The 23,953-nt window shown below is 72.9% G+C and carries 22 protein-coding genes; 2 read left to right on the top strand and 20 right to left on the bottom strand.

Going from position 1 to position 23,953, the window contains the following annotated elements; all coding sequences use genetic code 11:
- Position 1: 1 nt before the first annotated feature.
- From rnc to ACSJD1_RS13230, 9 genes are all read right to left on the bottom strand, one after another.
- Positions 2-664 carry a ribonuclease III gene (gene rnc, locus ACSJD1_RS13190; RefSeq protein WP_438855780.1) on the bottom strand — a complete coding sequence of 221 codons (663 nt, stop codon included), beginning with the start codon at positions 662-664 and terminating at the stop codon, positions 2-4.
- Between the two features lie 76 nt (positions 665-740).
- Positions 741-944, bottom strand: coding sequence for a 50S ribosomal protein L32 (gene rpmF, locus ACSJD1_RS13195; protein ID WP_092669520.1), 204 nt, complete (start codon positions 942-944; stop codon positions 741-743).
- A 9-nt stretch (positions 945-953) separates the two neighbouring features.
- The gene (locus ACSJD1_RS13200; RefSeq protein WP_438855750.1) at positions 954-1,517 is read right to left on the bottom strand and encodes a YceD family protein; all 564 of its coding nucleotides are present in this window, start codon (positions 1,515-1,517) and stop codon (positions 954-956) included.
- A gap of 11 nt (positions 1,518-1,528) precedes the next feature.
- Entirely contained in the window at positions 1,529-3,991 is a 2,463-nt protein-coding gene (locus ACSJD1_RS13205) for a transglutaminase family protein (RefSeq protein WP_438855751.1), read from the bottom strand.
- The gene (locus tag ACSJD1_RS13210; RefSeq protein WP_438855752.1) at positions 3,981-5,348 is read right to left on the bottom strand and encodes a DUF58 domain-containing protein; all 1,368 of its coding nucleotides are present in this window, start codon (positions 5,346-5,348) and stop codon (positions 3,981-3,983) included. The genes ACSJD1_RS13205 and ACSJD1_RS13210 overlap by 11 nt, the downstream gene beginning before the upstream one ends.
- Positions 5,349-5,353: 5 nt before the next feature.
- On the bottom strand, positions 5,354-6,328 hold the full coding sequence (locus tag ACSJD1_RS13215; RefSeq protein WP_438855781.1) for an AAA family ATPase: 975 nt from the start codon (positions 6,326-6,328) through the stop codon (positions 5,354-5,356).
- Between the two features lie 35 nt (positions 6,329-6,363).
- Positions 6,364-6,855, bottom strand: coding sequence for a pantetheine-phosphate adenylyltransferase (gene coaD / locus ACSJD1_RS13220; protein ID WP_438855753.1), 492 nt, complete (start codon positions 6,853-6,855; stop codon positions 6,364-6,366).
- 51 nt (positions 6,856-6,906) lie between these two features.
- Positions 6,907-9,096: an ATP-dependent DNA helicase RecG gene (locus ACSJD1_RS13225; protein WP_438855754.1), complete on the bottom strand. Its 2,190-nt coding sequence runs from the start codon at positions 9,094-9,096 to the stop codon at positions 6,907-6,909.
- Positions 9,093-9,908, bottom strand: a complete 816-nt coding sequence (locus ACSJD1_RS13230; RefSeq protein ID WP_438855755.1) for a tetratricopeptide repeat protein — start codon at positions 9,906-9,908, stop codon at positions 9,093-9,095. The genes ACSJD1_RS13225 and ACSJD1_RS13230 overlap by 4 nt, the downstream gene beginning before the upstream one ends.
- A gap of 48 nt (positions 9,909-9,956) precedes the next feature.
- On the opposite strand from ACSJD1_RS13230, the gene ACSJD1_RS13235 reads away from it, so the two are divergent.
- Entirely contained in the window at positions 9,957-10,574 is a 618-nt protein-coding gene (locus tag ACSJD1_RS13235) for an RsmD family RNA methyltransferase (protein ID WP_438855756.1), read from the top strand.
- Here the strand turns inward: ACSJD1_RS13235 and thiL are convergent.
- On the bottom strand, positions 10,544-11,542 hold the full coding sequence (thiL, locus tag ACSJD1_RS13240) for a thiamine-phosphate kinase (RefSeq protein WP_438855757.1): 999 nt from the start codon (positions 11,540-11,542) through the stop codon (positions 10,544-10,546). The two genes, ACSJD1_RS13235 and thiL, sit on opposite strands and share 31 nt — an antisense overlap.
- A 25-nt stretch (positions 11,543-11,567) precedes the next feature.
- On the opposite strand from thiL, the gene ACSJD1_RS13245 reads away from it, so the two are divergent.
- Positions 11,568-12,098, top strand: a complete 531-nt coding sequence (locus ACSJD1_RS13245) for a DUF3515 family protein (RefSeq protein ID WP_438855758.1) — start codon at positions 11,568-11,570, stop codon at positions 12,096-12,098.
- Between the two features lie 45 nt (positions 12,099-12,143).
- On the opposite strand, the gene ACSJD1_RS13250 is transcribed toward ACSJD1_RS13245, so the two are convergent.
- The 10 genes from ACSJD1_RS13250 to ACSJD1_RS13295 all read right to left on the bottom strand — a co-directional run bounded on the left by ACSJD1_RS13250 (position 12,144) and on the right by ACSJD1_RS13295 (position 23,921).
- Positions 12,144-13,244 (bottom strand): D-alanine--D-alanine ligase family protein, encoded by a 1,101-nt coding sequence (locus tag ACSJD1_RS13250; protein WP_438855759.1) that lies wholly within the window; start codon positions 13,242-13,244, stop codon positions 12,144-12,146.
- A complete protein-coding gene (locus tag ACSJD1_RS13255; protein WP_438855760.1) occupies positions 13,144-14,277 on the bottom strand; it encodes an NAD(P)H-dependent glycerol-3-phosphate dehydrogenase in 1,134 nt (377 codons plus the stop codon). Before ACSJD1_RS13255 ends, ACSJD1_RS13250 begins: the two co-directional genes overlap by 101 nt.
- Positions 14,270-15,046, bottom strand: a complete 777-nt coding sequence (locus ACSJD1_RS13260) for a lysophospholipid acyltransferase family protein (protein WP_438855761.1) — start codon at positions 15,044-15,046, stop codon at positions 14,270-14,272. Before ACSJD1_RS13260 ends, ACSJD1_RS13255 begins: the two co-directional genes overlap by 8 nt.
- Positions 15,047-15,053: 7 nt before the next feature.
- Entirely contained in the window at positions 15,054-16,424 is a 1,371-nt protein-coding gene (murA, locus tag ACSJD1_RS13265; protein WP_438855762.1) for a UDP-N-acetylglucosamine 1-carboxyvinyltransferase, read from the bottom strand.
- On the bottom strand, positions 16,425-17,042 hold the full coding sequence (gene leuD / locus ACSJD1_RS13270; protein WP_438855763.1) for a 3-isopropylmalate dehydratase small subunit: 618 nt from the start codon (positions 17,040-17,042) through the stop codon (positions 16,425-16,427). It lies immediately after the preceding gene.
- A gap of 2 nt (positions 17,043-17,044) precedes the next feature.
- Entirely contained in the window at positions 17,045-18,523 is a 1,479-nt protein-coding gene (leuC, locus tag ACSJD1_RS13275) for a 3-isopropylmalate dehydratase large subunit (RefSeq protein WP_438855764.1), read from the bottom strand.
- Between the two features lie 121 nt (positions 18,524-18,644).
- Positions 18,645-19,268 (bottom strand): FHA domain-containing protein, encoded by a 624-nt coding sequence (locus tag ACSJD1_RS13280; protein WP_438855765.1) that lies wholly within the window; start codon positions 19,266-19,268, stop codon positions 18,645-18,647.
- A 38-nt stretch (positions 19,269-19,306) separates the two neighbouring features.
- Positions 19,307-21,598 (bottom strand): transglutaminase family protein, encoded by a 2,292-nt coding sequence (locus tag ACSJD1_RS13285; protein WP_438855766.1) that lies wholly within the window; start codon positions 21,596-21,598, stop codon positions 19,307-19,309.
- Positions 21,595-22,956, bottom strand: coding sequence for a DUF58 domain-containing protein (locus ACSJD1_RS13290; RefSeq protein ID WP_438855767.1), 1,362 nt, complete (start codon positions 22,954-22,956; stop codon positions 21,595-21,597). Before ACSJD1_RS13290 ends, ACSJD1_RS13285 begins: the two co-directional genes overlap by 4 nt.
- On the bottom strand, positions 22,953-23,921 hold the full coding sequence (locus tag ACSJD1_RS13295; RefSeq protein ID WP_438855768.1) for an AAA family ATPase: 969 nt from the start codon (positions 23,919-23,921) through the stop codon (positions 22,953-22,955). Before ACSJD1_RS13295 ends, ACSJD1_RS13290 begins: the two co-directional genes overlap by 4 nt.
- Positions 23,922-23,953: the final 32 nt, after the last annotated feature.

Genomic DNA, 23,953 nt, shown 5'->3' on the forward strand with positions numbered 1-23,953 from the left:
GTCAGCCGGCGTTCAGGGTGGTCCAGGCCTCGAGCGCCGCCGCCATCTCGGCCTGCTTCTTGCTGGAGCCCTCGCCCGACGCCGACACCAGGTCGCCGACGGTGACGGTCGCGACGAAGTGCTTGTTGTGATCGGGCCCGCTCTCGCTGACCGTGTACGACGGCGCCGTCGAACCCCGACGAGCGGCGATCTCCTGCAGGCTCGTCTTCGGGTCCATGGCGGCGCCGAACCGGTCGGGGTCGCGCATGAGCGGCGTGACGAGGCGCAGCACGAGATCGGTCGCGACCTCGCCGCCGCGCGAGAGGTAGACCGCGCCGATGATGGCCTCGACCGTATCGGCGAGGATGGACGGCTTGTCGGCGCCGCCCGTCATCGTCTCGCCGCGGCCGAGGCGGATGTACGGGCCGAGCCCGATGGTGCGGGCGACCTCGGCGAGCGCGACGCTCGAGACGAGGCTCGCCCGACGCTTGGCCAGTTCGCCCTCGTCGAGTTCGGGGTGATCGGTGAACAGCTTCACCGTGACGGCCTGCCCGAGGATGGAATCGCCGAGGAACTCCAGGCGTTCGTTGGTCGGGATGCCGCCGTTCTCGTACGCGAACGACCGGTGCGTGAGCGCCAGGAGCAGGAGTTCGGGGTCGAGCTCGACCCGCAGCGTGCGCTGCAGCTCGACGAGCTCGTCGGCCCCGGTGTCCGTGCGCTCCGCGCGCCTCACGACCGGTCGTTCGTCGTTCACGGGCCGACTAGACGTCGGCGACCTTGCGGCCCTTGTACTCGAGGAAGAGCGGGGTGCCCGCCGAGTCCTCGACCACGCGTGCACGGTGGGGAAGGCTGTAGGTGACCTTGCCGTTCTCGACGGTCTTGACGAGCGTGGGGGCCTCGGCCTTCCACTGCGAACGGCGCGCGTGGGTGTTGGCGCGTGACTTCTTCCGCTTGGGAACAGCCATGACTCTCTCTCAATCTCTCTGCTGGTCGGCGTCGGATGCAGCATCCGCGCCCTCGTCTTCGGAAGCCGTGAACCCTGCGAGCGCAGCCCAACGCGGGTCGTTCTCTTCAGGGGTGACGAGTTCCGGATGATCGGCCAGACGCTGTCCGGTCTCGGGGTCGAGACCCGGGCAGTCAGGCCGGCACACCGGCTGGAAGGGCAGTGCCAGCACTACCGCATCTCGGATGAGCGGTTCAAGATCCACGTGGTCGTCTTGAACCTCATACTCGAAAGCTTCCCCAGAATGATACGCGAAAAGCTCTTGGAACTCGACTCGGACGGGCAGCGCGATGTCGATGAGGCATCGGCCGCACTCGCCGTCGGCCGTCGCGTCGACCTCCGCGGTCGCGAGGATGCCCTCGTGGACGGACTCGAGACGCACGTCGACGGCAAGCTCGGAACCCTGCCGGACCGAGACGAGCCCCTCGCCCAGCTGCTCGGGCGCGGGCACGTCGAACTGCTGCTCGCGCATCTCACCCGGTCGGTTGACGAGGTCGCGCACGTTGATGCTGAAAGGGGAATGCTGAACGGCCACGAAGGACGATCCTACTCGCCGGGCGGCACCGGGCGTCCGAGCGCGATGCGCGCCGACGGTCGGAGCGACCCCGGCAGGAGGATCGCGGCGATGCGGCGGGCACCCGGCGCATCGGCGCGGAGCGCGTCGGACGCCGATGCGAGATCGGCGACCAGCGCGGCGCGGTGGGCGTGCTCGCGCTCGCGCGCGTCGCGTTCGCCGGCCCCGGGGAGCCGTACGGCCGGCAACCCGTCACCCGTGACCGCCCCTTGACCGTCGGCGGCGTCCGCCGCGGATCCCGCGTCTCCACGCACGCGACCGTACCGCTCGCGCTCGACCGCGTCGCGGACGCGCTCGAGCGCGGCGCGCGCCTCGACACGCTCGCCGGGGGGCGCTCCCGATTCCGGACGGAACGCCGCTCGCTCGGCGAGCTCGGCCGCGATTCCGCGCACCGTGCGCCTCGGATCGACCGGCAGCCCCAGGTCCACCGCGGTGGCGAGGAGTTCGCGCCACGCGGCTTCCGCGGGTCGCTCTCCCGACCGGATCCGACGACGACGTGCCACGCGGATGCCGGCGCGGATCATCGCCGGGAGCAGCAGGACGAACGCCAGGGCGAGCCCGATCATCGCCAGCTGCGCGGCCTGGGCGCCGGCCGACTGCGCACCGCCGGGCCCGCCGAGCGCCCGGTCCGGATCGCCCTCGGGCCGGCCGGTCGCTCCCGGCGTCGCCGCGGGGCCGGTGGGGACGATCCCCGGCGCGTCCTGCCCGGCGTTCGGCCGGGAGTAGTCGGGTACGCTCCCCCGCCCCGGAGTGGGTTCGAAGGGCACCCACCCGACGCCCTCGAAGTAGAGCTCGGGCCATGCGTGGAGGTCGTGCGAGTCGACCTCGATGACGACCTCGCCGTCGACGCGCCCGTCACCGGGCGTGCCGGACGTGTACCCGATGGAGATCCGCGAGGGGATGCCGACCTCGCGCGCGAGCACCGCCATCGTCGAGGCGAAGTGCACGCAGTAGCCGGCGCGCTGCTCGAGGAACGCGGCGATCGCGTCGAATCCGGCGCCGTCGTAGCCGTCGGCGACCGGTGCGCTCTCCGAGTACTCGAAGTCGGAGCCGCGCAGGAACGCCTGGATCGCGACGGCCGCGTCGTAGCGGGTCGCGGCCGACGCCGTCACCGACCGGGCGGTCTCGGCGATGATCGGCGGCAGGTCGTCGGGCAGTTGTCGCGTCGACTCGGCGACCGCGTCGGACGGCGCGGCGGGCGCGGAGCGCAGCTGCGCGACGTCGGGTTGCACGTCGAGGTGCGTCAGCCGGTACTGCTGCCCCAGCGTGGTCGAGTCGACGCTCCGGACGTTGAGCGTGCCCTGGTCCCAGAACCACGATCCGCTGACTCCGCTGACCTCCGTCGTCGGGTAGGGCACGGGCAGCCACGCGGTGCGCACCTGGTCGACCTGCACGGCGATCGGGCGCGGCTCGACCGGCACGTCGTCGTCGAGTCCGTCGGGGCCGGGGAGGGTCCCGAGGGTGTGCTCCCCGTCGACCGCGCGATCGGTCGCGGACCACACCTGCCCCTCGAGCCGCTCGACGGTGAGCAGCGTGAAGTACGGTCGCTCGCCCTCGGGCGAGATGTACGAGAAGGCCGGCACCGGCTCCGGCCTGCGGAGGTCGCGGCCGAGGTCGACGTACGGGCTCACGCCGCGGGCGAAGAGCGTCGCCGGGCCGCCCGTGCCGACGAGGAAGCTGGTGCTGACGCTCGGGGTGGCGGCGGCGATGACGGATGCCGCGACGAGGCCGACCGCGGCGAGCCCGAGCGAGGCGCCCATGGTCGAGACGATGGGCGCGCGCCTGGGTGCGCTGACGACGGGCGCGTCGTCGCGATCGTCCTCCTGGACCAGCTCGGCCGCCCGCCGCACCCGGACGTCGACGCGCAGGAGAAGGAGGTAGGTCGCGGCGGTGAGCACGAGGGCCGGGACCTCGGCACCCTCCGCGACGAACAGGCCCGGCACGAGCACTGGGACGAGCATGGGGATGGCGGCGAGGGCCGGCACGCGCACGGTCTGCACGAGCAGGTCGAGGAACACGGCGATGAGGCCCACGCCGACCGCGATCGCGAAGACCAGCGCGGGCACGGGGATCGCCGGCACCGACTGCTGCTCGATGGTGCGGCGCGCGCCCTCGGCGAGCTCGCCGAAGACCGCGAACGTGTCTGGCGTGGGGATCACCAGCGCGATGCTCGTCGCGCCGCCGAAGAGCAGCGTGAGCGCGAGCAGCATGACGACGAGCTCGAGCGGGGGCACCAGCGACGGCGGGGTCCGCAGCGCACGGAGCCCCGCCCCGCCGGCGATCACGGCGACCGCGACGACGGCGCCGGCCCACCACCATCCGCTGCCCGCGATCAACGGCCCGAGCGCGGTGGTCGCGACGAGGATCAGCAGCAGGCTCGCCCCCGACAGCGCGATCGACTGCACGCGCGTCAACGGATAGCGTTCAGAGCCCACGGCGGCCTCCCGAGCGCACCGCTTCGCGTGCCGACCGCCAGGCCTCCTGCCACGCGGCCGGCAGGTCGGCCGCCCGTCGGACCCGGACGACGCGCCAATCGGCCTCCTCGAGCCGGTCGACGATCCGGGGGGAGACGCTCTCGGCGGCGAATGCGATCGCGGGCTCGACGGAGGTGCGCAGTGCGACGAGCGCCTCGGCCGCATCGCCCGACGGGTCGACGAGCACGGCGATCGCCGGCATCCGCATGTCGCGGCGCACCGGAGTCGTCGGGGCCGTCTGACGCCGCCGTTGCTCGCGCGGGTCGCCGCGGGGCGCGTCCCGGCGCGGCGGGTCGAGCCGGGCGAGGTCCTCGAGGAGGGCCAGGTCGCCGCCGGGCGACCGATATCCGCCGGCCTCCGGCGCGATCGGCGCGAGGTGCGCCGCGGGGTCCTCGACCGGGTCCAGGCGGACGCGGAAGCCGCGGGCGAGCAGGTGCACGCCGAGCGATGCGGCCAGTTCGACGCCGAGCTCGAACGCGGGGTCGAGCGTGCCCGCGCCGTCGCGTGCACCCGACGCGGGGTGCGAGGCCCGGCCTCCGAGCACCGTGTCGAGCAGGATGCGCAGCTCGGGGTCGCCGCGCTGCTCCTCGTCGCGCACCATGAGTTCGCCCCGACGTGCCGTCGCGGCCCAGTGCACCCGCCGGAGCGGATCGCCGTAGCGGTACTCGCGCGCGATGAGCTCGTCGCTGTTCGGCCGAGTGCGGCGCTGCAGTGCGTGCACGGTGCCGTCGACGCTCGCGAGCAGCCCGACCGCGGGCTCGAGCGGCGTGACCCTCGGCGTCACCACCAGGTCCCTCGCGCCGCCGGCGACGCGATCGATCCTCGCGAGCCCGAAGGGGTCGGTCACGGACACCCGCAGTGGTCCCACGTCGAACACGCCACGGCGCGGCGTCCGCATCCGGTACTCCAGGCCGACCGTGTCGTCGCCCGACGGCAGCACGCCCTCCGTGCGTCCGAGTGCCGGCAGGATCGCCTCGGGCGGCGGTCGGAGCGCGGGCGAGGCGAGGTCGCGCCAGTGCGCGCCGTCGAAGGCCCGACGGCTGCGGTTGTGCACGCGCAGCCGGACGGTCGTCGAGTGCCCCGCCGCGACGACCGGCGGCTCGAAGGTGCGGTGGACGGCGAGCCGCGGGGGCCGCACCGCCAGGAAGCCCAGTGCCGCGAGCGGCATCGCGATGCCGACGGCGGCGAGGAGGAGGATGTCGCGGAGGTCGAACCACAGCGCCACCGCGAAGAGGATGCCGCCGACGACCATGAGCGCGATCCCGCGAGCGGTCAGGCGAGGACGCGCCTGGTGCCGTGCCCGGCCGACCCGCGACATCGCGATCACTCCCTCCGCGCGCTGCCGACCGGGACGGGCGTCTCGCCGACGATGCGTCGCACGATCTGGTCGATGAGCGGCCCGCCGTCGTGGTCGTGCCCGCCGACCGCGCGGCTCGTCGGCACGAGGCGATGCGCCAGCACGGGCACGGCGAGCGCGTCGACGTCGTCGGGCAGCACGAAGTCTCGGCCGTGCATGGCGGCGTGGGCCTTCGCGGCCCGGATGAGCTGCAGCGTCGCGCGCGGGCTCGCCCCGAGGCGCAGCTGGCGGTCCTCGCGCGTGGCACGGGCGAGTTCGACGGCGTACTCCTTGACGGGCTCGGACGTGAAGACGCGCTGCACCGTCTCGATCATCGCGCGGAGCTCGGCGAGCGAGACCACGGGCTCGAGCGAGTCGAGCGGGCTCGCCGTCTCGCGCTGGACGAGCATCGCGAGCTCGTCGGCGGTGGCCGGGTACCCCATCGAGATGCGCGCCATGAACCGGTCGCGCTGCGCCTCGGGCAGCGGGTACGTGCCCTCCATCTCGACCGGGTTCTGCGTGGCGACGACCGTGAACGGCTGCTCGAGTCGGTAGGTCGTGCCGTCGGCGGTGACCTGGCGCTCCTCCATGCACTCCAGGAGGGCCGACTGCGTCTTCGGGCTCGCCCGGTTGATCTCGTCGCCGATCACGATGTTCGCGAACACCGGGCCGGGCTTGAACTCGAACCCGCGCGACACCTGGTCGAAGACCGAGACGCCGGTCACGTCGCTCGGCAGGAGGTCGGGCGTGAACTGGATGCGGCTCACCGTGCAGTCGACGGAGCGGGCGAGCGCCTTGGCGAGCATCGTCTTGCCGACGCCCGGCACGTCCTCGATGAGGAGGTGCCCTTCGGCGAGGAGCACCGTGAGCGCCGCCGTCACGGCCTCGCGCTTGCCGCTGATGACCGTCTCGACGTTGCGGACGATCGCCGCGGCTCGTTCGCCGACCTCGTCGATGCCCATCGCGGGGGCGACGTCGACGGCGCCCTCGGTGTCGGTCACGGTCGCATCGCCCCCTGGAGGTACTCGGCCACGGATCGAGGGACGTACGGCGCCACGTCGCCGCCGAGTGCCGAGACCTGCCGCACGAGCGAACTCGACACGTGCGCGTTGGCCGGGTCGGGGAGGAGGAAGACCGTCTCGACGCCGGCGAGGTGGCGGTTCACGATCGCCATCGGCGTCTCGTAGCCGACGTCGACCTGCGAGCGGATGCCCTTGACGAGCACCGAGGCACCGACGTCGGTGCAGTAGTCGACGAGGAGGCCCATGCTCCACGACGCGACGACGATGTCACCGGCGATGTGCGCGTCGACGATCGACTGCTCGATGAGCGCCACGCGCTGGGCGATGGGCAGGAGCGCCGACTTGTCGGGATTGTGCACGACGACGACGTGCAGCTGGTCGTACAGGCCGGCGGCCCGTTCGATGACGTCGAGGTGTCCGCGCGTGACTGGGTCGAATGATCCGGGGACGACGGCGATCCGCTGCATACGTGCCAGCGTAGTGCGCGTACGACGCCGCGGGCGGGGTCGTGGAGAGTCTCAGCCCCTGCTCAGGTACTCGCTCGCCTCGTCGTCGAGGCGACGCCGGACGGCGGCCGCGAGCGCGGCGTGACCGGCGAGCTCGGGGTCCTCTGAGAGGAGCTCGGCGGCGGCCTCGCGCGCGTCGGCGATGAGGTCGCCGTCGCGTGCGACGCGGAGCAGCTTGAGCGAGGAGCGCCCGCCCGACTGCACCGCGCCGAGCACGTCGCCCTCCTGCCGGAGTTCGAGGTCGACACGGGCGAGCTCGAACCCGTCGAGCGTGGCGGCGACGGCCTCGAGGCGATCCCGCGCGAGGCTCCCGGCCTCGGTGTGCGAGACGAGCAGGCACAGGCCGGGCACGCTCCCCCGGCCCACGCGGCCGCGCAGCTGGTGCAGCTGCGAGACGCCGAATCGATCGGCGTCGACGACGACCATCGTGCTCGCGTTCGGCACGTCGACGCCGACCTCGATCACGGTCGTCGCGACGAGCACGTCGACCTCGTTCGCGGCGAAGGCGCGCATGGTGGCGTCCTTCTCGTCGGCCGACATCCGGCCGTGCAGCGGCGCGATGCGCGCACCTGCCAGTGCCGGCAGCGCTCGCAGCTCGGCCAGTACCGACGCGACGGATGCCACCGGGCCGGCGCCAGTGGCGGGCTCGCCCTCGGCCGGGTCGCCGTCCTCCTCCGCCACCTTGGGCTCGATGGCCGGGCACACGACGAACCCCTGCCGCCCCTCGGCGAGCTCCTCGGCGAGCCGCTCCCACACCCGGGCGCGCCACGCCGGACGTTCCGCGAGCGGCACGAGGTGCGTCTCGATGCCGGCGCGTCCCGCGGGCAGCTGTCGGATCGTGCTCACGTCGAGGTCGCCGAACACCGTCATCGCGACCGTGCGCGGGATCGGCGTCGCCGTGAGCACGAGCACGTGGGGGTGACGGCCCTTGAGGCGCAGCGCCTCGCGCTGCTCGACGCCGAAGCGGTGCTGCTCGTCGACGACGACGAGGCCGAGGTCGGCGAACGTGGTGGTGTCGCCGAGGAGGGCGTGGGTGCCCACGACGATCCGCGACTGCCCGGCCGCGACGCGCAGCGCGGCCTTGCGTCGCTCGGCGGCGGGCAGCTGGCCGGTGACGAGCGTGGGCATGAGCTCGGCGGAGAGCTCCGGGCCGAGCATCTTCGCGATCGAGCGGAGGTGCTGCGCGGCGAGCACCTCCGTCGGGGCGAGGAGCGCCGACTGGCCGCCGGATTCGGCGACGGCGAGCATGGCGCGCAGCGCCACGACGGTCTTGCCCGAGCCGACCTCGCCCTGCACGAGGCGGTTCATGGGCACCGGCGCGGACAGGTCGGCGAGGATCTCTCCGCCGACCTCGACCTGGTCGTCGGTGAGCGAGAACGGCAGCGACGCCTCGAACCGCTCGAGGAGCCCGCCCGGCCGCGGTTCGCGGGGCACGGCCTCGTGCGCGCGGGCTGCGGCGCGGCGCTCGAGCAGCGCGGTCTGCAGCACGAACGCCTCGGTGAAGCGCAGCGTGCGGCGCGCGGCCTTCCAGTCGTCGTCGCGCTCGGGCCGGTGCACGCCCTCGAGGGCGTCGCGGTGCGAGCGGATGCCGCGCGAGCGGCGCAGCACCTCCGGGATCGGATCCGGGACCGGGCCGAGCCCGTCGAGCAGCACGCCCACGGCGGTCTGCAGCTGCCAGCTCGAGAGCGTGCCGGTGGCCGGGTAGATGGGGATCGGCGCGGTCGCCCAGCGCACGGCCGCGGCATCCGCCCCGGTCGTCGCCACCGCGTCGTCGAAGAGCTGGTAATCGGGGTGGGCGAGCTGGCGGGCGCCGCGGTAATCGGACACCTTGCCCGCGAACATGCCGCGCACGCCGGGCTTCAGCTCGTTCGCGCGCCACTTCTGGTTGAAGAACGTCAGCGTGAGGATGCCAGTGCCGTCGGAGATCTTCGCCTCGAGGATCGAGCCGCGGCGCGATCGCATGGTGCGCTCGCGCACCTCCAGCACCTCGGCGACGATCGTGACGTTCTCGTCGAGCGGGAGCTCGGCGAGCGCCGTCAACTCGCCGCGCGCGGCGTAGCGGCGCGGGTAGTGCGCGAGCAGGTCGCCGACCGTCGTGTAGCCGAACGCGCGCTGCAGCGCCTGCGCGGTGCGACCGCCGAGCGCGCCCGTCAGGCGGCTGTCGAGGGTCAGCACCCCCTCCGCCACGCGATCGGCCGTCATGGCTCGATCGTAGGCTCCGCCTCCGTCGGCGCGGGCGCGAGCGCCTCGATCTCGGCGCGCACGTAAGGGTCGTCGGGTCGGGCGAGCGCCAGCTCGCGCTGGATCTCGAGCGCCTCGTCGGTGCGACCGAGCGTGCGCAGGGCGCGTCCGACCGACCAGCGCGCGACGTGCTGCTGTCCGGAGGTGCCGTAGCGGTCGGCGGCGTCGACGGCCTGCTGGAAGTGGTGGAGCGCCGCCTGCGCGTCACCGCCGTCGTGCTTGGTCCAGCCGAGGTTGTTGTGGAGGGCGACACCCCAGCGCTTGAGGCGCGGGTCGCGGACGCCCTCGAGGAGGTCGAAGCCCTCGGCCGCCCACTCCTCCTCGTGGCCTGCGTCGTTCAGCGCGAGCATGTGCAGTGCGTCGAGGACCACGAACGTGGAACCGCCGAGCGCGGCTTCGCGGACGGCGCGGGTGAACTCGGGCACCGCGTCGTCGACGCGCTCCCCGGCGGCGGCCATGCGACCGCGCTCGAGGAAGATGCGCGCGCGAAGCTCCGCGTCCTCCTCGTCGGAGTCGCCCGGGTCGGCCGCCTCGAGTTCGGCGAGCACGGCGAGCGCCTCGTCCTCGCGGTGCTGGATGCCCATCGCGCGGGCCAACTGCGTGGCCATCACGGCCCGGCCGTGATTGCTCAGGGTCTCGTCGGCGGCAGCCGCCCGGAAGCGCTCCTCGCTCGCGGCGGGGTCGGCGAAGTCCCACATCCGGTCGATGGCCTGCTGCTCGTGTCCCCGATGATGGGACGGATCGGCGGGCAGGGCGTCGGTCGAGTCATCCACCTCACCATCATGGCAGCGCCGGAGGAGGGGCCGTTATGCTCCCGAGACATGACGCGCATCATCGCCGGCTTCGCCGGCTCGCTCACCCTCGCCGTGCCCCGCTCGGGCACGCGTCCCACGAGCGACCGCGTGCGCGAGGCCATCTTCTCCGCGCTCGAGGCGCGCGATGCCGTGGCGGATGCCTCGGTGCTCGACCTCTACGCCGGGTCGGGGGCGCTCGGGCTGGAGGCGGCGAGCCGCGGGGCCGCGGAGGTCGTGCTCGTCGAGAAGGCCAGGCCCGCGGTCGAGGTCTGCCGTCGGAATGCCGCGGCGCTCGCGAAGGCGGCGCACGGCGGGCCGGCGCCGCGGGTGCGCGTCGAGGCGCGCAGCGTCGCGTCCTACCTCGAGTCGGCGCCCGACGGCGTCGACCTCGCCTTCGTCGATCCGCCGTACGACCTCGGCGAGCCCGAACTCGCGCGCGACCTGGCCCTGCTCGCCCCGCTCCTCGCGGAGTCGGCGACGGTCGTCGTCGAACGCAGCAGCCGTTCGCCCGAACCCGCCTGGCCGGCCGGGATCGCGGCCGAGCGGCGCCGCGACTACGGCGAGACCACGTTGTGGTGGGCGTCGTCGACCGACGCATCGGCGGCCGACACCGATCAGCCCGCCGCGCCGTCCCAGCCCGAGTAGGGGTCCCATCCGCTGGTGTCCACGGGCGCCCCGTCGAGCGTGAGTCGCCCCGTCTCGTCGTTCACGAGGCCGATCACCTCGAACGGCATCGGCGGCACGGTCCCCGGCGGGAACGTCGCGAGCAGGCCATGGTCCTCCGCGCCGGCGAGCGCCGTGAGCGGGTCGGCGCCCAGCGCATCGGCGAAGAACTCGAGGCCGACCCCGCTGGCCTCGGCGAGGCGTCGCGCGTCGCGCGCGAGCCCGTCGCTCACGTCGAGCATCGCGGTCGTGCCCGCCGCGGCGGCGACCACGCCGGCCGACACCGGCGGCGATGGGGCCAGCTGCGCGCCCACGAGGTGCGGATGCCGCGCCCGGGCCGCGTCGGCGAGGCCCGCGTCGGGCTCGCCGTCGGAACCGCGCGCCTCGGCGAACAGGAGCTTCAGACCCCGTGCCGCGTCACCCCGGGCGCCCGCGTGCGCGAGCACGTCGCCCGGGCGCGCGCCGGAGCGCAGCACCGGCAGCCGCCCCTCCAGGTCGCCGAACGCGGTCACGGCGATCGTGAGCACCGACGACGCCGACAGGTCGCCGCCGACCACGCCGGCTCCCGGGGCGAGGGCGGCGAGCGCATCGCGCAACCCATCGGCGATGCCCTCGAGCAGCGCGACGCGCGTCGTCGGCGGCGCGGCGATCGAGACGACGAGTGCCGTCGGCCTGGCGCCCATCGCCGCGACGTCGGTGAGGTTCGTCGCGGCCGCCTTCCAGCCGAGGTCGTGCGGGCGCGACCACGCGAGACGGAAGTCGGGACCGTGCACCATGAGGTCGGTCGTGACGACGAACCGGCCGTCGGGGGCGGCCACGACCGCCGCATCGTCGCCCGCCCCGAGGAGCGCGGCATCACCCGGCTCGAGCCGGGGCAGGATGCGGCCCAGCACCGCGGTCTCGCCGAGTTCGCCGATCGTGGGCGACGACTCGCGTGCAGGCTGCTCCATGGCTCCCACGGTAGCCTGATCGACGATGTCGACTCCCCCGTCAGGCCGCCCCCGGCGCCGCCGCATGCGCCTCGTCGCCGCCGCCGCCGTCGCCGCCTCGGCCGTGCCCCTCCTCGCCGCCTGCAGCCAGCCGGTCCCCTTCGACCCCGCGGCCGATGCGGCCGACGCCGACTGCGCCGCGGTCGTCGTTCGACTGCCCGACCAGGTCGCCGGGCTCGACGCCCGCGAGACGACCGCGCAGGGAACGGGGGCGTGGGGCTCGCCAACCGCCGTGCTGCTGCGTTGCGGGGTCGAACCGCCCGGGCCCACGACGCTGCGCTGCGTGAGCGTCGACGACGTCGACTGGATCATCGACGAGTCCGACGCGCCGACCTACCGCTTCGTCACCTACGGTCGCACGCCGGCCGTCGAGGTCGTGGTCGACAACGACGCGGTCGCCGGCTCGACCGCGATCGCCGACCTGTCCGGTGCGGTCGCGGCGATCCCCGCCGACGGCGGATGCACCGACCTCGAGGAGCTCGCGCCGACGTCGGACGAGGCGACGGACGCCGGCTGAGCCCACGGCGCGCGAGCCCGACACCCCGTCCGCCCCCCGCAGTCGTCAGCCGACGCGGACGCCTCGCGCCAGACCGACCCGGATGAGCTCGTCGATCAGCTCGGGATAGCTCACGCCCGACTCCTGCCAGCAGCGCGGGAACATCGAGATCGGCGTGAAGCCCGGCATCGTGTTGAGCTCGTTCACGACGAAGCCCTCGTCGGTGAGGAAGAAGTCCACGCGCGCGAGGCCCTCGGCGCCGATCGCGTCGAACGCGCGGATCGCGAGGTCGCGCATCTCCTCCAGTCGCCCGTCGCCGAGCTCGGCGGGGCACACGAGGTCGACGCCGGGCGCGTCGAGGTACTTCGCCGCGAAGTCGTAGAACCCGTCGCCGGTGAGCACGATCTCGCCGGCGACCGAGGCGCGAGGGCGCTCGCCGGGAGCGCCGCCCAGCACGCCGATCTCGACCTCGCGCCCGATCACGGCCGACTCGACGAGCACGGTGTCGTCCTCGGCGAACGCGACCTCGAGGGCCGCGTCGAGCTGGTCGGCATCCGCCACCTTGCTCACGCCGACGCTCGACCCGGCGCGGGCCGGCTTCACGAACTGGGGCAGGCCCAGGGATGCCGCGTCCGCGCGCACTCCCTCCGGGTCGTCCGCCCACTGCCGCGCCGTCACCGTGCGCCACGGCGCCACCGGGATCCCGGCCGCGGCGAGCGCCGTCTTGGTGAAGTGCTTGTGCATGCCGAGCGCGCTCGCGAGCACCCCCGACCCGACGTAGGGCAGGCCGACGAGCTCGAAGACCCCCTGGATCGTGCCGTCCTCGCCGAACGGGCCGTGCAGGATCGGGAAGACGAGGTCGACCTCGCCGAGCGAGGACTCCTCGCCGCTCGCGGTCACCACGTGCAACTCACGTGAGGCGGCCGACTGCGGCCAGCGCACGCGCGTGCCGTTGTCGTGGACCTCGGGCAGGTGCTCCGGATCGAGTCGGAATCGGTCGGGATCATCGGCCTCGAGCACGAACGCGCCGTCGCGCGTGATGCCGACCGGGATCAGCTCGTAGCGCTCACGGTCGATCGCCCTGAGCACTCCCGCCGCCGTGGCGCAGCTGATCGAATGCTCGCTGGAGCGCCCTCCGAAGAGCAGAACCACCCTGAGCTTGTCCATCCAATGTCCTTTCGCCCTGCGGCTCGTCGTCGGTCGTGAGGTGCGGCGCGATGTCCTTCGGTGCGAGGGTTCCGGCGAGCACCTGCCGGACCTGCTCGACGATGGGCATCTCGACGCCCTTGGCGCGCGCCAGTTCGAGGATCGGGCCGACGGACGCGAGTCCCTCGGTGGTCTGCTGCATCTGGTTGACGACCTCGGGCAGCTTGTAGCCCTGGCCGAGCAGGCGCCCGGCCGTGTTGTTGCGCGACAGCGGCGACTGGCACGTCGCGATGAGGTCGCCCAGGCCGGCGAGCCCGGAGAGCGTGTCGCGGTGCGCACCGTAGGCGACCGCGAAGTCGGTCATCTCCACGAGGCCTCGCGTGATGATGGACGCCTTCGTGTTCTCGCCGTACCCGGCGCCGTCGACGATGCCGATCGCGACCGCGATGAGGTTCTTCAGGACGCCGCCGAACTCGGTGCCGATGACGTCGGTGTTCACGAACGAGTGGAAGTACCGGTTGCGCGAGACGGAGGCCACCGACTGCGCGGTTTCGAGGCTCGACGACGAGACCACGGCCGCCGTGGGCTGCTCCTTCGCGATCTCGAGCGCGAGGTTCGGCCCCGAGATCACCGCGATCTTCGACTCGGCGATCGGCAGCACCTCGGCGATGACCTCGCTCATGCGATGGCCCGTCGACTTCTCGACGCCCTTCATGAGCGAGACGATCGTCGCCTCGGCGTGCAGGTGCGGTTCGGCGGCGATCAGGTTCTGGCGCAGGGTCTGGCTGGGCACGCTGATGTAGACCTGCTCGGCGCCCGCGAGCGCCAGGTCGAGCCGGCTCGTGGCCCGCAGCCCGATCGGCAGGTTGACGCCCGGGAGGTAGTCGCTGTTGCGCTTGGCCTCCTGGATCTCGCGAGCGAGCTCGGGTCGGCGCGCCCACAGCATGACGTCGGCGCCGCCGTCGGCGAGGATCTTCGCGAACGTCGTGCCCCAGCTGCCCGCGCCGAGCACGGCGACGCGCTTGCCGGGCGCGCGGCGCGCGGCCCTAGCCATCGAGGCGTCCCGTCTCCTTCTGCCCGTGCTTGGCCGGGTCCCACCGCTCGGCCGGCGGCCGTTCGTCGCGCAGCTCGCCGACGAGTGCGGCGATCGCGTTCATCAGGTCGTTCGTCGCGGCGAGCAGCGTCGCCTGGTCGAGCGGCCTGCCCTCGTACGCCGACAGGTCGAGCGGCTCGCCGACGATCACGTCGACGGTCTTGCGCGGGAAGAAGCTGACCTTCTTCGCGTAGCGGGGCATGATCTGCTGCGTGCCCCAGTGGGCCGCCGGCACGACGGGGATGCCGCGCTCGAGCGCGATCCGCACGGCGCCGGTCTTGCCGCGCATCGGCCAGAGGTCGGGGTCGCGCGTCAGAGACCCCTCGGGGTAGACGATGACCATGCGGCCCTTCTCGACGAGCTCCTCGGCGGCACGGATCGCGGCATGGCTGCTGCTGCCGGCGCGCTCGACCGGGATCTGGCCCGACGTGCGGAGGAACCATCCGAGCACCGGATTCTTGAACAGCGACGCCTTGGCCATGAACCGCGGCAGCCGCCCGAGGTGCCATGAGGCGACGCCCATGACGAGCGGGTCGATCTCGCTGTAGTGATTGGGCGAGAGCACGAAGGCGCCGGCCTGCGGCATCCGCTCGGGGTGGTGGAAGCGGTACTTCACGCCGAGGCTCCACAGCGGGAGGACCAGCGCGGCCAGCACCCAGAAGAACGACGGACGGCGTTTCTCCGCGCCGGGCTTCACTGCGGGCACGACGGAGGGATCACGATGGGGCACTGACCCATTATCCTTCGAGCGCGAAGTCCGCTCCGAGCAGCTCCAGCTTGGTGATGAAGTTCTCGTAGCCGCGCGCGATGATCCCGACGTTCGACACGGTCGAGCGCCCCTCGGCGGTGAGCGCCGCGATCAGGTGGCTGAACCCTCCGCGCAGGTCGGGCACCTCGATGTCGGCGCCATGCAGCTGCGACGGGCCCGAGATCACCGCGGAGTGCTTGAAGTTGCGCTGGCCGAATCGGCACGGCCGCCCGCCCAGGCACTCCTTGTGCACGTCGATCGACGCGCCCATCTCGACGAGCGCGTCGACGAAGCCGAAGCGCTGCTCGTACACGGTCTCGTGCACGATCGAGACGCCCTTGGCCTTCGTCAGCGCCACGACGAGCGGCTGCTGCCAGTCGGTCATGAACCCGGGGTGCACGTCGGTCTCGATGATGACGGGCTTGAGCTCGCCACCGGGGTGGAAGAAGCGGATCCCGTCGTCTTCGATCTCGAACGCGCCGCCGACCTTGCGGAAGATGTTGAGGAAGGTCAGCATCTCGGGCTGGCGGGCGCCGCCCACGAAGATGTCGCCCTCGGTCGCGAGCGCCGCGGCCGCCCAGCTGGCGGCCTCGTTGCGGTCGAACAGCGCCCGGTGCGTGTAGCCCTGCAGCCGGTCGACGCCCTCGATGCGGATCACCCGGTCGGTGTCGACCGTGATGATGGCGCCCATCTTCTGCAGGATGTTGATGAGGTCCATGATCTCGGGCTCGATCGCCGCGCCCGTGAGCTCGGTGATGCCCTCGGCGAGCACGGCGGTGAGCAGCACCTGCTCGGTCGCGCCGACGCTCGGGTAGGGCAGCGACACCTTCGCGCCCCTGAGACCGGTGGGCGCCGACATGCGGATGCCGCTCGGCAGCTTCTCGACGATCGCGCCGAAATTGCGCAGCACCTCGAGGTGGTAGTCGATCGGTCGGTCGCCGATGCGGCAGCCGCCGAGGTCGGGGATGAACGCCTCGCCGAGGCGGTGCAGCAGCGGCCCGCAGAAGAGGATCGGGATGCGGCTCGAGCCCGCGTGCGCGTCGATGTCGGCCATGTGCGCCGACTCGACCGCCGCCGGGTCGAGGATGAGGTCGCCCGGCTCGGGACCCTCGGTCACGGTCACGCCGTGGACCTCGAGGAGCCCGCGCACGATGCGCACGTCGCTGATGTTCGGGACGTCCTTCAGGACGCTCGGCGTGTCGCCGAGGATCGCCGCGACCATCGCCTTGGTGACGAGGTTCTTGGCCCCCTTCAGCTCGATCCGACCACGAAGCGGCTTGCCACCGTTGATCGTGATGCGGTCGACCGGAAGGCCGACCGCCGTGCCGTGCTGCTTCGCGTCATCCACGAGTGTGTTCACTCAGTTCCCTGTCTCTGCCGGCTCCCTGATGGGGAGCGTCGTCGGCCGCCACCCCGCCCGAGTCGCCTCGAAGTCGGAGATGGCCTGCTCGTCCCGGAGGGTGAGCCCGATGTCGTCGAGCCCCTCGAGCAGCCTCCACCGAGTGTAGTCATCGATATCGAAGGCGACTGTGAGGCTGCCGATGCTCACCGTACGCTCAACCAGATCGACGGTCGCGGCTATTCCCGGCTCCGCCTCGATCTCCTCCCACAGCCGCTCGATGTCCTCGTAGGCGACCTCGGCGGCGAGGAGGCCCTGCTTGCCCGCGTTCCCGCGGAAGATGTCGCCGAACCGGCTCGAGACCACGACCTTGAATCCGTAGTCGCGCAGCGCCCACACCGCGTGCTCGCGGCTCGAACCGGTGCCGAAGTCCGGGCCGGCGATCAGGATCTCGGCGCCCGCGAAGGCCGGCTGGTTGAGCACGAACTCCGGGTCCTGACGCCATGCGGAGAACAGGGCGTCCTCGAACCCGGTCTTGGTCACGCGCTTCAGGAACACGGCGGGGATGATCTGGTCGGTGTCGACGTTCGAGCGACGAAGCGGGGCGGCGACGCCGGTGACGGTGCTGAACTTCTCCATGGTCAGTTGCCGCCCTTCGCGCCGGCGCCGACCGGTTCGGCCGCGGCATCCTGTTCCAGGTCCCACGGGCTCGAGAGCGTGCCTCGCACCGCGGTCGCGGCCGCGACGAGCGGCGAGACCAGGTGCGTGCGGCCGCCCTTGCCCTGCCGCCCCTCGAAGTTGCGGTTGGAGGTCGACGCGCAGCGCTCCCCCGGCGCGAGCTGGTCGGGATTCATGCCGAGGCACATCGAGCAGCCGGCGAAGCGCCACTCGGCGCCGAACTCCTCGAACACCTTGTCGAGGCCCTCGGCCTCGGCCTCGAGGCGCACGCGTGCCGAGCCGGGCACGACCATGACGCGCACGCCCTCGGCCTTGGTGCGGCCCTTGATGATCGATGCGAACGCGCGGAGGTCCTCGATGCGGCTGTTCGTGCACGAGCCCATGAAGACCGCGTCGACCGGGATCTCCTTCAGCGGCGTGCCGGGCTCGAGGTCCATGTACTCGAGCGCGCGCTCGGCGGCGGCGCGCTCGTGCTGGTCCTCGATCGCGGCCGGGTCGGGCACGGACTCGCTGAGCGAGACGCCCTGCCCGGGGTTCGTTCCCCAGGTGACGAAGGGCTCGAGCTCATCGGCGTCGATGAACACCTCGGCGTCAAAAACCGCGCCCTCGTCGGTCGGCAGCGTCTTCCAGTACTCGACCGCGGCGTCCCAGTCCTCGCCCTGCGGCGCGTGCGCACGGCCCTTCAGGTACTCGAACGTCGTCTCGTCGGGCGCGACCATGCCGGCGCGCGCACCCGCCTCGATCGACATGTTGCAGATCGTCATGCGGCCGTCCATCGACAGCGCGCGGATGGCGCTGCCGCGGTACTCGAGCACGTAGCCCTGGCCGCCGCCCGTGCCGATCTTCGCGATCACCGCGAGAATGATGTCCTTCGCCGTCACGCCGGGGCGCAGTTCGCCCTCGACCGTGATGGCCATGGTCTTGAAGGGCTTCAACGGGAGCGTCTGCGTGGCGAGCACGTGCTCGACCTCGCTCGTGCCGATGCCGAACGCCATCGCGCCGAAGGCGCCGTGCGTCGAGGTGTGGCTGTCGCCGCAGACGACCGTGATGCCGGGCTGCGTGAGGCCGAGCTGGGGGCCCACGACGTGGACGATGCCCTGCTCCTTGTCGCCCAGCGAGTGCAGGCGGATGCCGAACTCGGCGGCGTTGCGGCGGAGCGTCTCGATCTGCGTGCGGCTGGTCGGATCGGCGATCGGCTTGTCGATGTCGAGCGTCGGGGTGTTGTGGTCCTCGGTCGCGATCGTGAGGTCGGGACGGCGGACCGGGCGCCCGGCCATGCGCAGCCCGTCGAACGCCTGCGGGCTCGTGACCTCGTGCACGAGGTGCAGGTCTATGTAGATGAGGTCGGGGGTGCCGTCCTCGCCCTTCTTCACCAGGTGCGCGTCCCAGACCTTCTCGGCCAGGGTGCGCGGACGCGACGGGTTCGGGGTGCTGTCGTTCATGCGGTTCGTCTTCCTTCGGGAGGGTGATCGGCCGTCGACGGACTCCGCGGCGGGGAAGGCCTCAGGACTGGGCCCCGCCGCGGCACCGAAGGAGAAGTCGCCGAGCACGCATGCCCACAGGTTACACCGACTGCGCGGGAGCCCGTTCCACGAGGAAGGCGACGTCGCCGAGCAGGATCACCGCGTCGAGCGGCGCTTCGGCCGGCACGCCGGGCTCCAGGTCGACCGGCTCCTCGCCGTCCGGCCACACGCGGACGCCGTTCGTCGAGTCGAGGTCGGTGACGAGCAGGCGGCCACCGCTCGACTCGAGGAGCGCATGGGTCTTCGACATCGATCGCGTGTGGTCGGGGATCGCCATGAGGACGGCGCCATGGAGCCAGGCCGGCGGGCTCGGGTCGCGACCGGCGACGACGCGGTCGATCACCTGGAACGCGATGCCGTCGGCGCTCCGGAGCCGCCACGAGCCGGTCGGCGCGTGCGGGGCCGAGGGCTCGGCCGGCGCGGCGGGAACGGCGGCGGATCGCCCGGCGACGGACGGCGCAGCGCCGGACGGCGCAGCGCCGGATGGCGCGACGCCGGATGGCGCGATCGGCAGCGCCGACGGCGGGCGGATGCCGGGCGGCGGGCGGAATCCGGGGAGCGCGCGCTCGGCCCGCACGGTGCCCTCGGGCCCGTCCCCTCGATCCGCCTCGGGCGCGTCCGGCACGAGCCCCGGCGGGGGCACGATGAAGTCCGGGTCGCTCACGCCCCCACCTTAACCCGCGCCGTCGTCGTCACCCGGCGTCATCCGCGACGACGGAGCCGGTACCTGGCGACGAACCGTCGCATCCGGCCGGCCGCCGCCGCGACCGCCGCGGCCGCGGCATCCGCTTCGGTCCATCGGCGCTCGATGGTCGCCGACCCGACCTCGTCGCCGCCGAATACGTCGCGGTCCACCGTGGCCGCGAGCGTCGAGAGTGGAGCGCGACCGGCGAGGCGCACGTCGCGGAGGCCCTGCTCGTCGAGCTGTCGTTCGAGGGCCCGCGCGGTCTGCAGTCGCGACGACCGCTCCGGCGGGTCGAAGCCGAGTTCGGCGTAGCGGTCGACCAGCTCCGCCCAGGCACCCGCGACCTGTCGGTCCGCCGGGCCGCGGTGGCGGATGGCGCGCCGTCGGCGCTTCGCGATCGCGACGACGAGCATGGGCAGCAGCACGATCGCGGCCGGGATGCCGATCGCGCCGATGATCGCCCACGCCCACGCCGGCAGTTGGAACGGCCGGTCGCGGTCGTCCTCGTCGGTGTCGTCGATCTCGGTCGTCGTGAGCAGCTCGTCGTCGGCGTGTTCGGCGCGCGGGGGCTGGCGCACCTGCGGCTGCGGCTCGGCCTTCGGCTTCGGCGTCTGCTCCTGCGGCACGTCGACGTTGTCGGGGGTGGGTCGGAACGCGATCCAGCCGACGCCCTCGAAGGGCACCTCGACCCACGCCGTGACGTCCGCGCCGAGCACCTCGACCGCGCCGCCGCCCTCGGCGATCTCGGGTGCGTACCCCATGACCACGCGCGACGGGTAGCCGAGGTGACGGGCCATGAGCGCCATGGCCGCCGCGTACTGCTCCTCGTCGCCGACCATCCGGCTGCGCGTGAAGAGCTCGATGAGCCGATCGGCTCCGTGCCCCGCGCGTGAGGCGACCGCGTCGCTCGCGAGCCCGTGGCTCAGGAACCCGTTCGTCTTCAGCGCACGCTCGAGGTTGCGGAGCTGCTCGATCGGGCTCGGTGCGTCGCCCGCGTACTCCTCGGCCTTCGCCGCGACGACGTCGGGCAGGTTCTCGACCGGCGGCAGCGCGAGCCGGGCCACCGGGACGTCGACGAGCTCGGTGTCGTCCGGTTCGACCTGCACGCGCGCGTGGAGGCGGTAGCGCGTGCCCTCCGCGGCGCCGCTCGTGAGCACCGCGGTGCCCGCTTCGGCGTTGTAGCGGAGGTCGCCCGCCTGCTCGAGCGACCCCGGGTCGAGCAGCTCGAGCGTGGAGCCGTAGCCCACGGTCGGAAGCCACACGTCCGAGTACGCCTCGACCTCGACCTCGATCGACCGGGCGCTTCCGAGCTCGGCGAGGTCGGGCGCGGGCAGCGTCGAGCCGACGATCGAGTAGCCGCCGTCGGCGGCCGCCTCCTCCGGACCTGCGACGTTCCAGAGGCGGCCGGTGTACGAGTCCATCGCCGCGAGCCGGAGCGTGTCGCCGGGTTCGAGCCCCTCGACGATGAAGACGGGCGACTCGGCGAGTTCCTTGGTGTACTCCCGGTACCCGGCGAGCGGGCTCGGGAACTCCAGCGGGTCGAACGGCGGAACCACCCGGTCGCGCAGGACGAAGCGGTCGGGAGCGACCGGGGCCACCGCGATGCCGGCGATCGCCCCGATGGTCACGGCGCCCGCGACGACGATCGCGGAGCCCGTGAGCTTCCGGCGACGCAGGCGCGCGGCGCCGTCGTCGCCGGTCGCGATGCCGGTGCCACGGCGCCACGCGAGCCAGGTCAGCGCGAGCGCCGCGAACGCGACGCCGCGAACCGGCGCGAGGAACGCCTCGTCGGTGCCGAGCAGGATGCCCGAGAGGAAGAGCAGCACCGGCCCGATGAGCACGACGGCCGCGCGGAGCGGCGTGCGCCGGCCGGGGAGCCATCGCAGCACGAGCATCCCGCCGACGAGCGAGACGACCGCGGCCGCGGCGTACGGGACCGCGGCGACGTAGTCGGGCGCTTCGACCGGAGCGGCGATCGTGACGATGTCGGCCCAGCCGTGCACGGCGCCGACCGCGAGCCCTGCGAGCGAGGTGAGCGTGGGCAGGACGACGAGGAACGCGTCGCCCGGCATCACGAAGGGCGTGCCCACGGCGAAGTACAGCACGATGCAGAGGAGCACCGTGACGAGGACGTTCAGCCGCAGCATCGAGCCGAGCACCGCGGCGAGCGTGCCGACGACGATGCCGGCCAGCGCGGCCGCGAGGAAGTCGAGGCCGCCGAAGCTCGTCTCGTACCCGGCGATCGCGAGGAGCGACAGTACCGAGAGCACGCCGAGGTCGACGATGCCGCTGCGCGGGATCCTGCTCACGGGCGCACCCTCCTCACGAGGCGCGACAGTTCGTCGAGCGAGCCGACGGTGACGATCGTCGACTCCCCCAGTCGCGTGATGCGCGACGCGGCGCCCGCCTCGGTTCGGAAGACGATCACCTGGGTGTCCGACCCGAACACGGTCTCGGCGGCGCGGAACTCCGCGAGCGGCGCACGCGACCCGCCGACGACGATGAGCACGCTCGGCGCCGGGATGCGGCGGCCCGCCTCCCGGACGACGTCGCGCACGGGCGCTGCGCCCTCGTCGATCGGGGCGATCCGGCACGTGTCGTCGAGGAGGGCGGTGGGCGTCGCCGTGCCGAGCCGCAGGCGGTCGGTGGCGACCGCGAGCCGCGTGGCGTCGCGGATGACCTGCACGCCGAGCGACGCGAGCACCGACACCGCGAGCTCGAACTCCGCCTCGGAGGCGTAGTGGTCGGCGCTCGTCGGCTGCACGAGCAGCAGTTGCGACCGCCGGGTCTCCTCGTACTGGCGGACCATGAGCTGGCCGGTGCGCGCCGACGTACGCCAGTGGACGTTCCGCAGCGCGTCGCCGGGCTCGTACGCGCGCAGCGCGTGGAAGGAGATGTCGTTGTCGGTGATGGTCTTGGTGACCTCCCCCTCGAGGTCGCGCACGAGGCCCGCTGCGGAGGGCTGCAGGCGTGCCGTCACGGGATGCACGAACAGCTCGACGGGGTCGGTCCAGCGCACCTCGCGCCGGAGCAGGCCGAGCTGGTCGCCGCGAACGGATGCCGCTGGGCCGGCGACGATCACGGCACGACGCTCGGTCGGCACGGCGAACAGCTCCTCGTGCTCGCCGCCCGCCGCGATCGTCGGGATCAGGAACTCGGCGAGGCCGCTGCCGACGGGCAGCTCGAGCTGCGAGGGCACGGATGCCGCGTCACCGCTGTTCTGCACGACGAGCCGGCCGAGCGCGCGCTCGCCGGCGACCACGCGCCGCGGCTGCAGTTCGATCCCGACGCGGTACGCCATCCGGCCGAACGTGAACGGAACGGCGATGAGGAGTGCGGCGAGCAGCGTCGCCCCCACGAAGGCGAGCTCGATCCAGCCGAGCGGCCACGCGAGCGCGAACGCGACGACGCTCGCGGCGAGCACGAGCCATCCGACCGGTGAGATCACGCCCGTGACCGGCGCGGCGAACGCGCCCGCGGCCAGGCCGGCGCGGCGCAGGCCGTCGGCGAGCGAGCGAGCGGATGCCGCGAGCGAGCGCCCGGCGGAGCGGAGCGCGATGCGCGACTGCGAGGGCGCCGCTGCGCGTGCCGCCGGGGCGCCGGCATGGGGCGCCGGCGCCGCCGGCTCGGGCGGCGTCGACGCGGGCGCGTCGATGCCGGTCGTCATGCCGCGCGATACGCCGGGGGCGCGATCTCGACGAGCACCGTGCGCACGATCTCCTCGGCCGTCGCGCCGGCGAACTCCGCCTCGGGGTCGACGATGATGCGGTGCGCGAGCACCGGCACGGCGAGTTCGCGCACGTCGTCGGGCGTGACGTAGGTGCGTCCGCGCGAGATCGCCCAGGTCTTCGCCGCGCGCGCGAGCGCGAGCGCGCCGCGCATGCTGACGCCGAGCGCCGAGTCGCGGTGGTCGCGCGTGGCCGAGACGATCTGGTTGAGGTACGACAGCACGGCCGCGTCGACGTGCACGTCGGCGGCGAGCCGCGCCATGGTCGTCACCGAGCTCGACGCGATGATCGGCGATACCTTCGATGCGCGCGCGCGGTTCGCCGAGTCGAGCAGCAGCGTGACCGCGGTGTCGTGGTCGGGGTAGCCGAGCGAGGTCTTGACGAGGAAGCGGTCGAGCTGGGCCTCCGGCAGCGAGTAGGTGCCGGCCTGCTCCACGGGATTCTGGGTGGCGATGACCATGAAGGGACTGCCGACCTCGTAGCCGACGCCGTCGACCGTGACCCGCCCCTCCTCCATGACCTCGAGGAGGGCCGACTGCGTCTTCGGGCTCGCGCGGTTGATCTCGTCGGCGAGCACGACCGATGCGAAGATCGGGCCGCGGTGGAACTCGAACGCGCCCTTGCCCTGGTCGTAGATCGTGACGCCCGTGACATCCGAGGGCAGCAGGTCGGGCGTGAACTGGATGCGCGAGTGCGTGCCGTCGAGCGTGTTCGCGAGCGCCTTCGCGAGGACCGTCTTTCCCGTGCCCGGGTAGTCCTCGAGCAGCACGTGCCCCTCGGAGAGCATCGCGGTCACGACGAGTTCGATGATGTCGCGCTTGCCGAGGATCGCCCGGTCGACGTTGTCGACGAGCTTCGAGAAGGCGTCCTGGAACCAGCTGGCCTGGTCTTGGGTCACGGTCATGCGGTGTCTCTTCCTGTCGTTCTCGCCGTCGC

The sequence above is a fragment of the Agromyces excoecariae genome (assembly GCF_051715505.1).
GTDB lineage: Bacteria > Actinomycetota > Actinomycetes > Actinomycetales > Microbacteriaceae > Agromyces.

What these genes read in the sequence shown, in the direction of transcription:
- rpmF (WP_092669520.1), bottom strand. Translation starts at nt 944, where the DNA reads ATGGCTGTTCCCAAGCGGAAGAAGTCACGCGCCAACACCCACGCGCGC.
- ACSJD1_RS13210 (WP_438855752.1), bottom strand. Translation starts at nt 5,348, where the DNA reads ATGTCGCGGGTCGGCCGGGCACGGCACCAGGCGCGTCCTCGCCTGACC.
- ACSJD1_RS13215 (WP_438855781.1), bottom strand. Translation starts at nt 6,328, where the DNA reads ATGGGCATCGACGAGGTCGGCGAACGAGCCGCGGCGATCGTCCGCAAC.
- coaD (WP_438855753.1), bottom strand. Translation starts at nt 6,855, where the DNA reads ATGCAGCGGATCGCCGTCGTCCCCGGATCATTCGACCCAGTCACGCGC.
- ACSJD1_RS13225 (WP_438855754.1), bottom strand. Translation starts at nt 9,096, where the DNA reads ATGACGGCCGATCGCGTGGCGGAGGGGGTGCTGACCCTCGACAGCCGC.
- ACSJD1_RS13235 (WP_438855756.1), top strand. Translation starts at nt 9,957, where the DNA reads ATGACGCGCATCATCGCCGGCTTCGCCGGCTCGCTCACCCTCGCCGTG.
- thiL (WP_438855757.1), bottom strand. Translation starts at nt 11,542, where the DNA reads ATGGAGCAGCCTGCACGCGAGTCGTCGCCCACGATCGGCGAACTCGGC.
- ACSJD1_RS13245 (WP_438855758.1), top strand. Translation starts at nt 11,568, where the DNA reads ATGTCGACTCCCCCGTCAGGCCGCCCCCGGCGCCGCCGCATGCGCCTC.
- ACSJD1_RS13250 (WP_438855759.1), bottom strand. Translation starts at nt 13,244, where the DNA reads ATGGACAAGCTCAGGGTGGTTCTGCTCTTCGGAGGGCGCTCCAGCGAG.
- ACSJD1_RS13255 (WP_438855760.1), bottom strand. Translation starts at nt 14,277, where the DNA reads ATGGCTAGGGCCGCGCGCCGCGCGCCCGGCAAGCGCGTCGCCGTGCTC.
- leuD (WP_438855763.1), bottom strand. Translation starts at nt 17,042, where the DNA reads ATGGAGAAGTTCAGCACCGTCACCGGCGTCGCCGCCCCGCTTCGTCGC.
- leuC (WP_438855764.1), bottom strand. Translation starts at nt 18,523, where the DNA reads ATGAACGACAGCACCCCGAACCCGTCGCGTCCGCGCACCCTGGCCGAG.
- ACSJD1_RS13290 (WP_438855767.1), bottom strand. Translation starts at nt 22,956, where the DNA reads ATGACGACCGGCATCGACGCGCCCGCGTCGACGCCGCCCGAGCCGGCG.
- ACSJD1_RS13295 (WP_438855768.1), bottom strand. Translation starts at nt 23,921, where the DNA reads ATGACCGTGACCCAAGACCAGGCCAGCTGGTTCCAGGACGCCTTCTCG.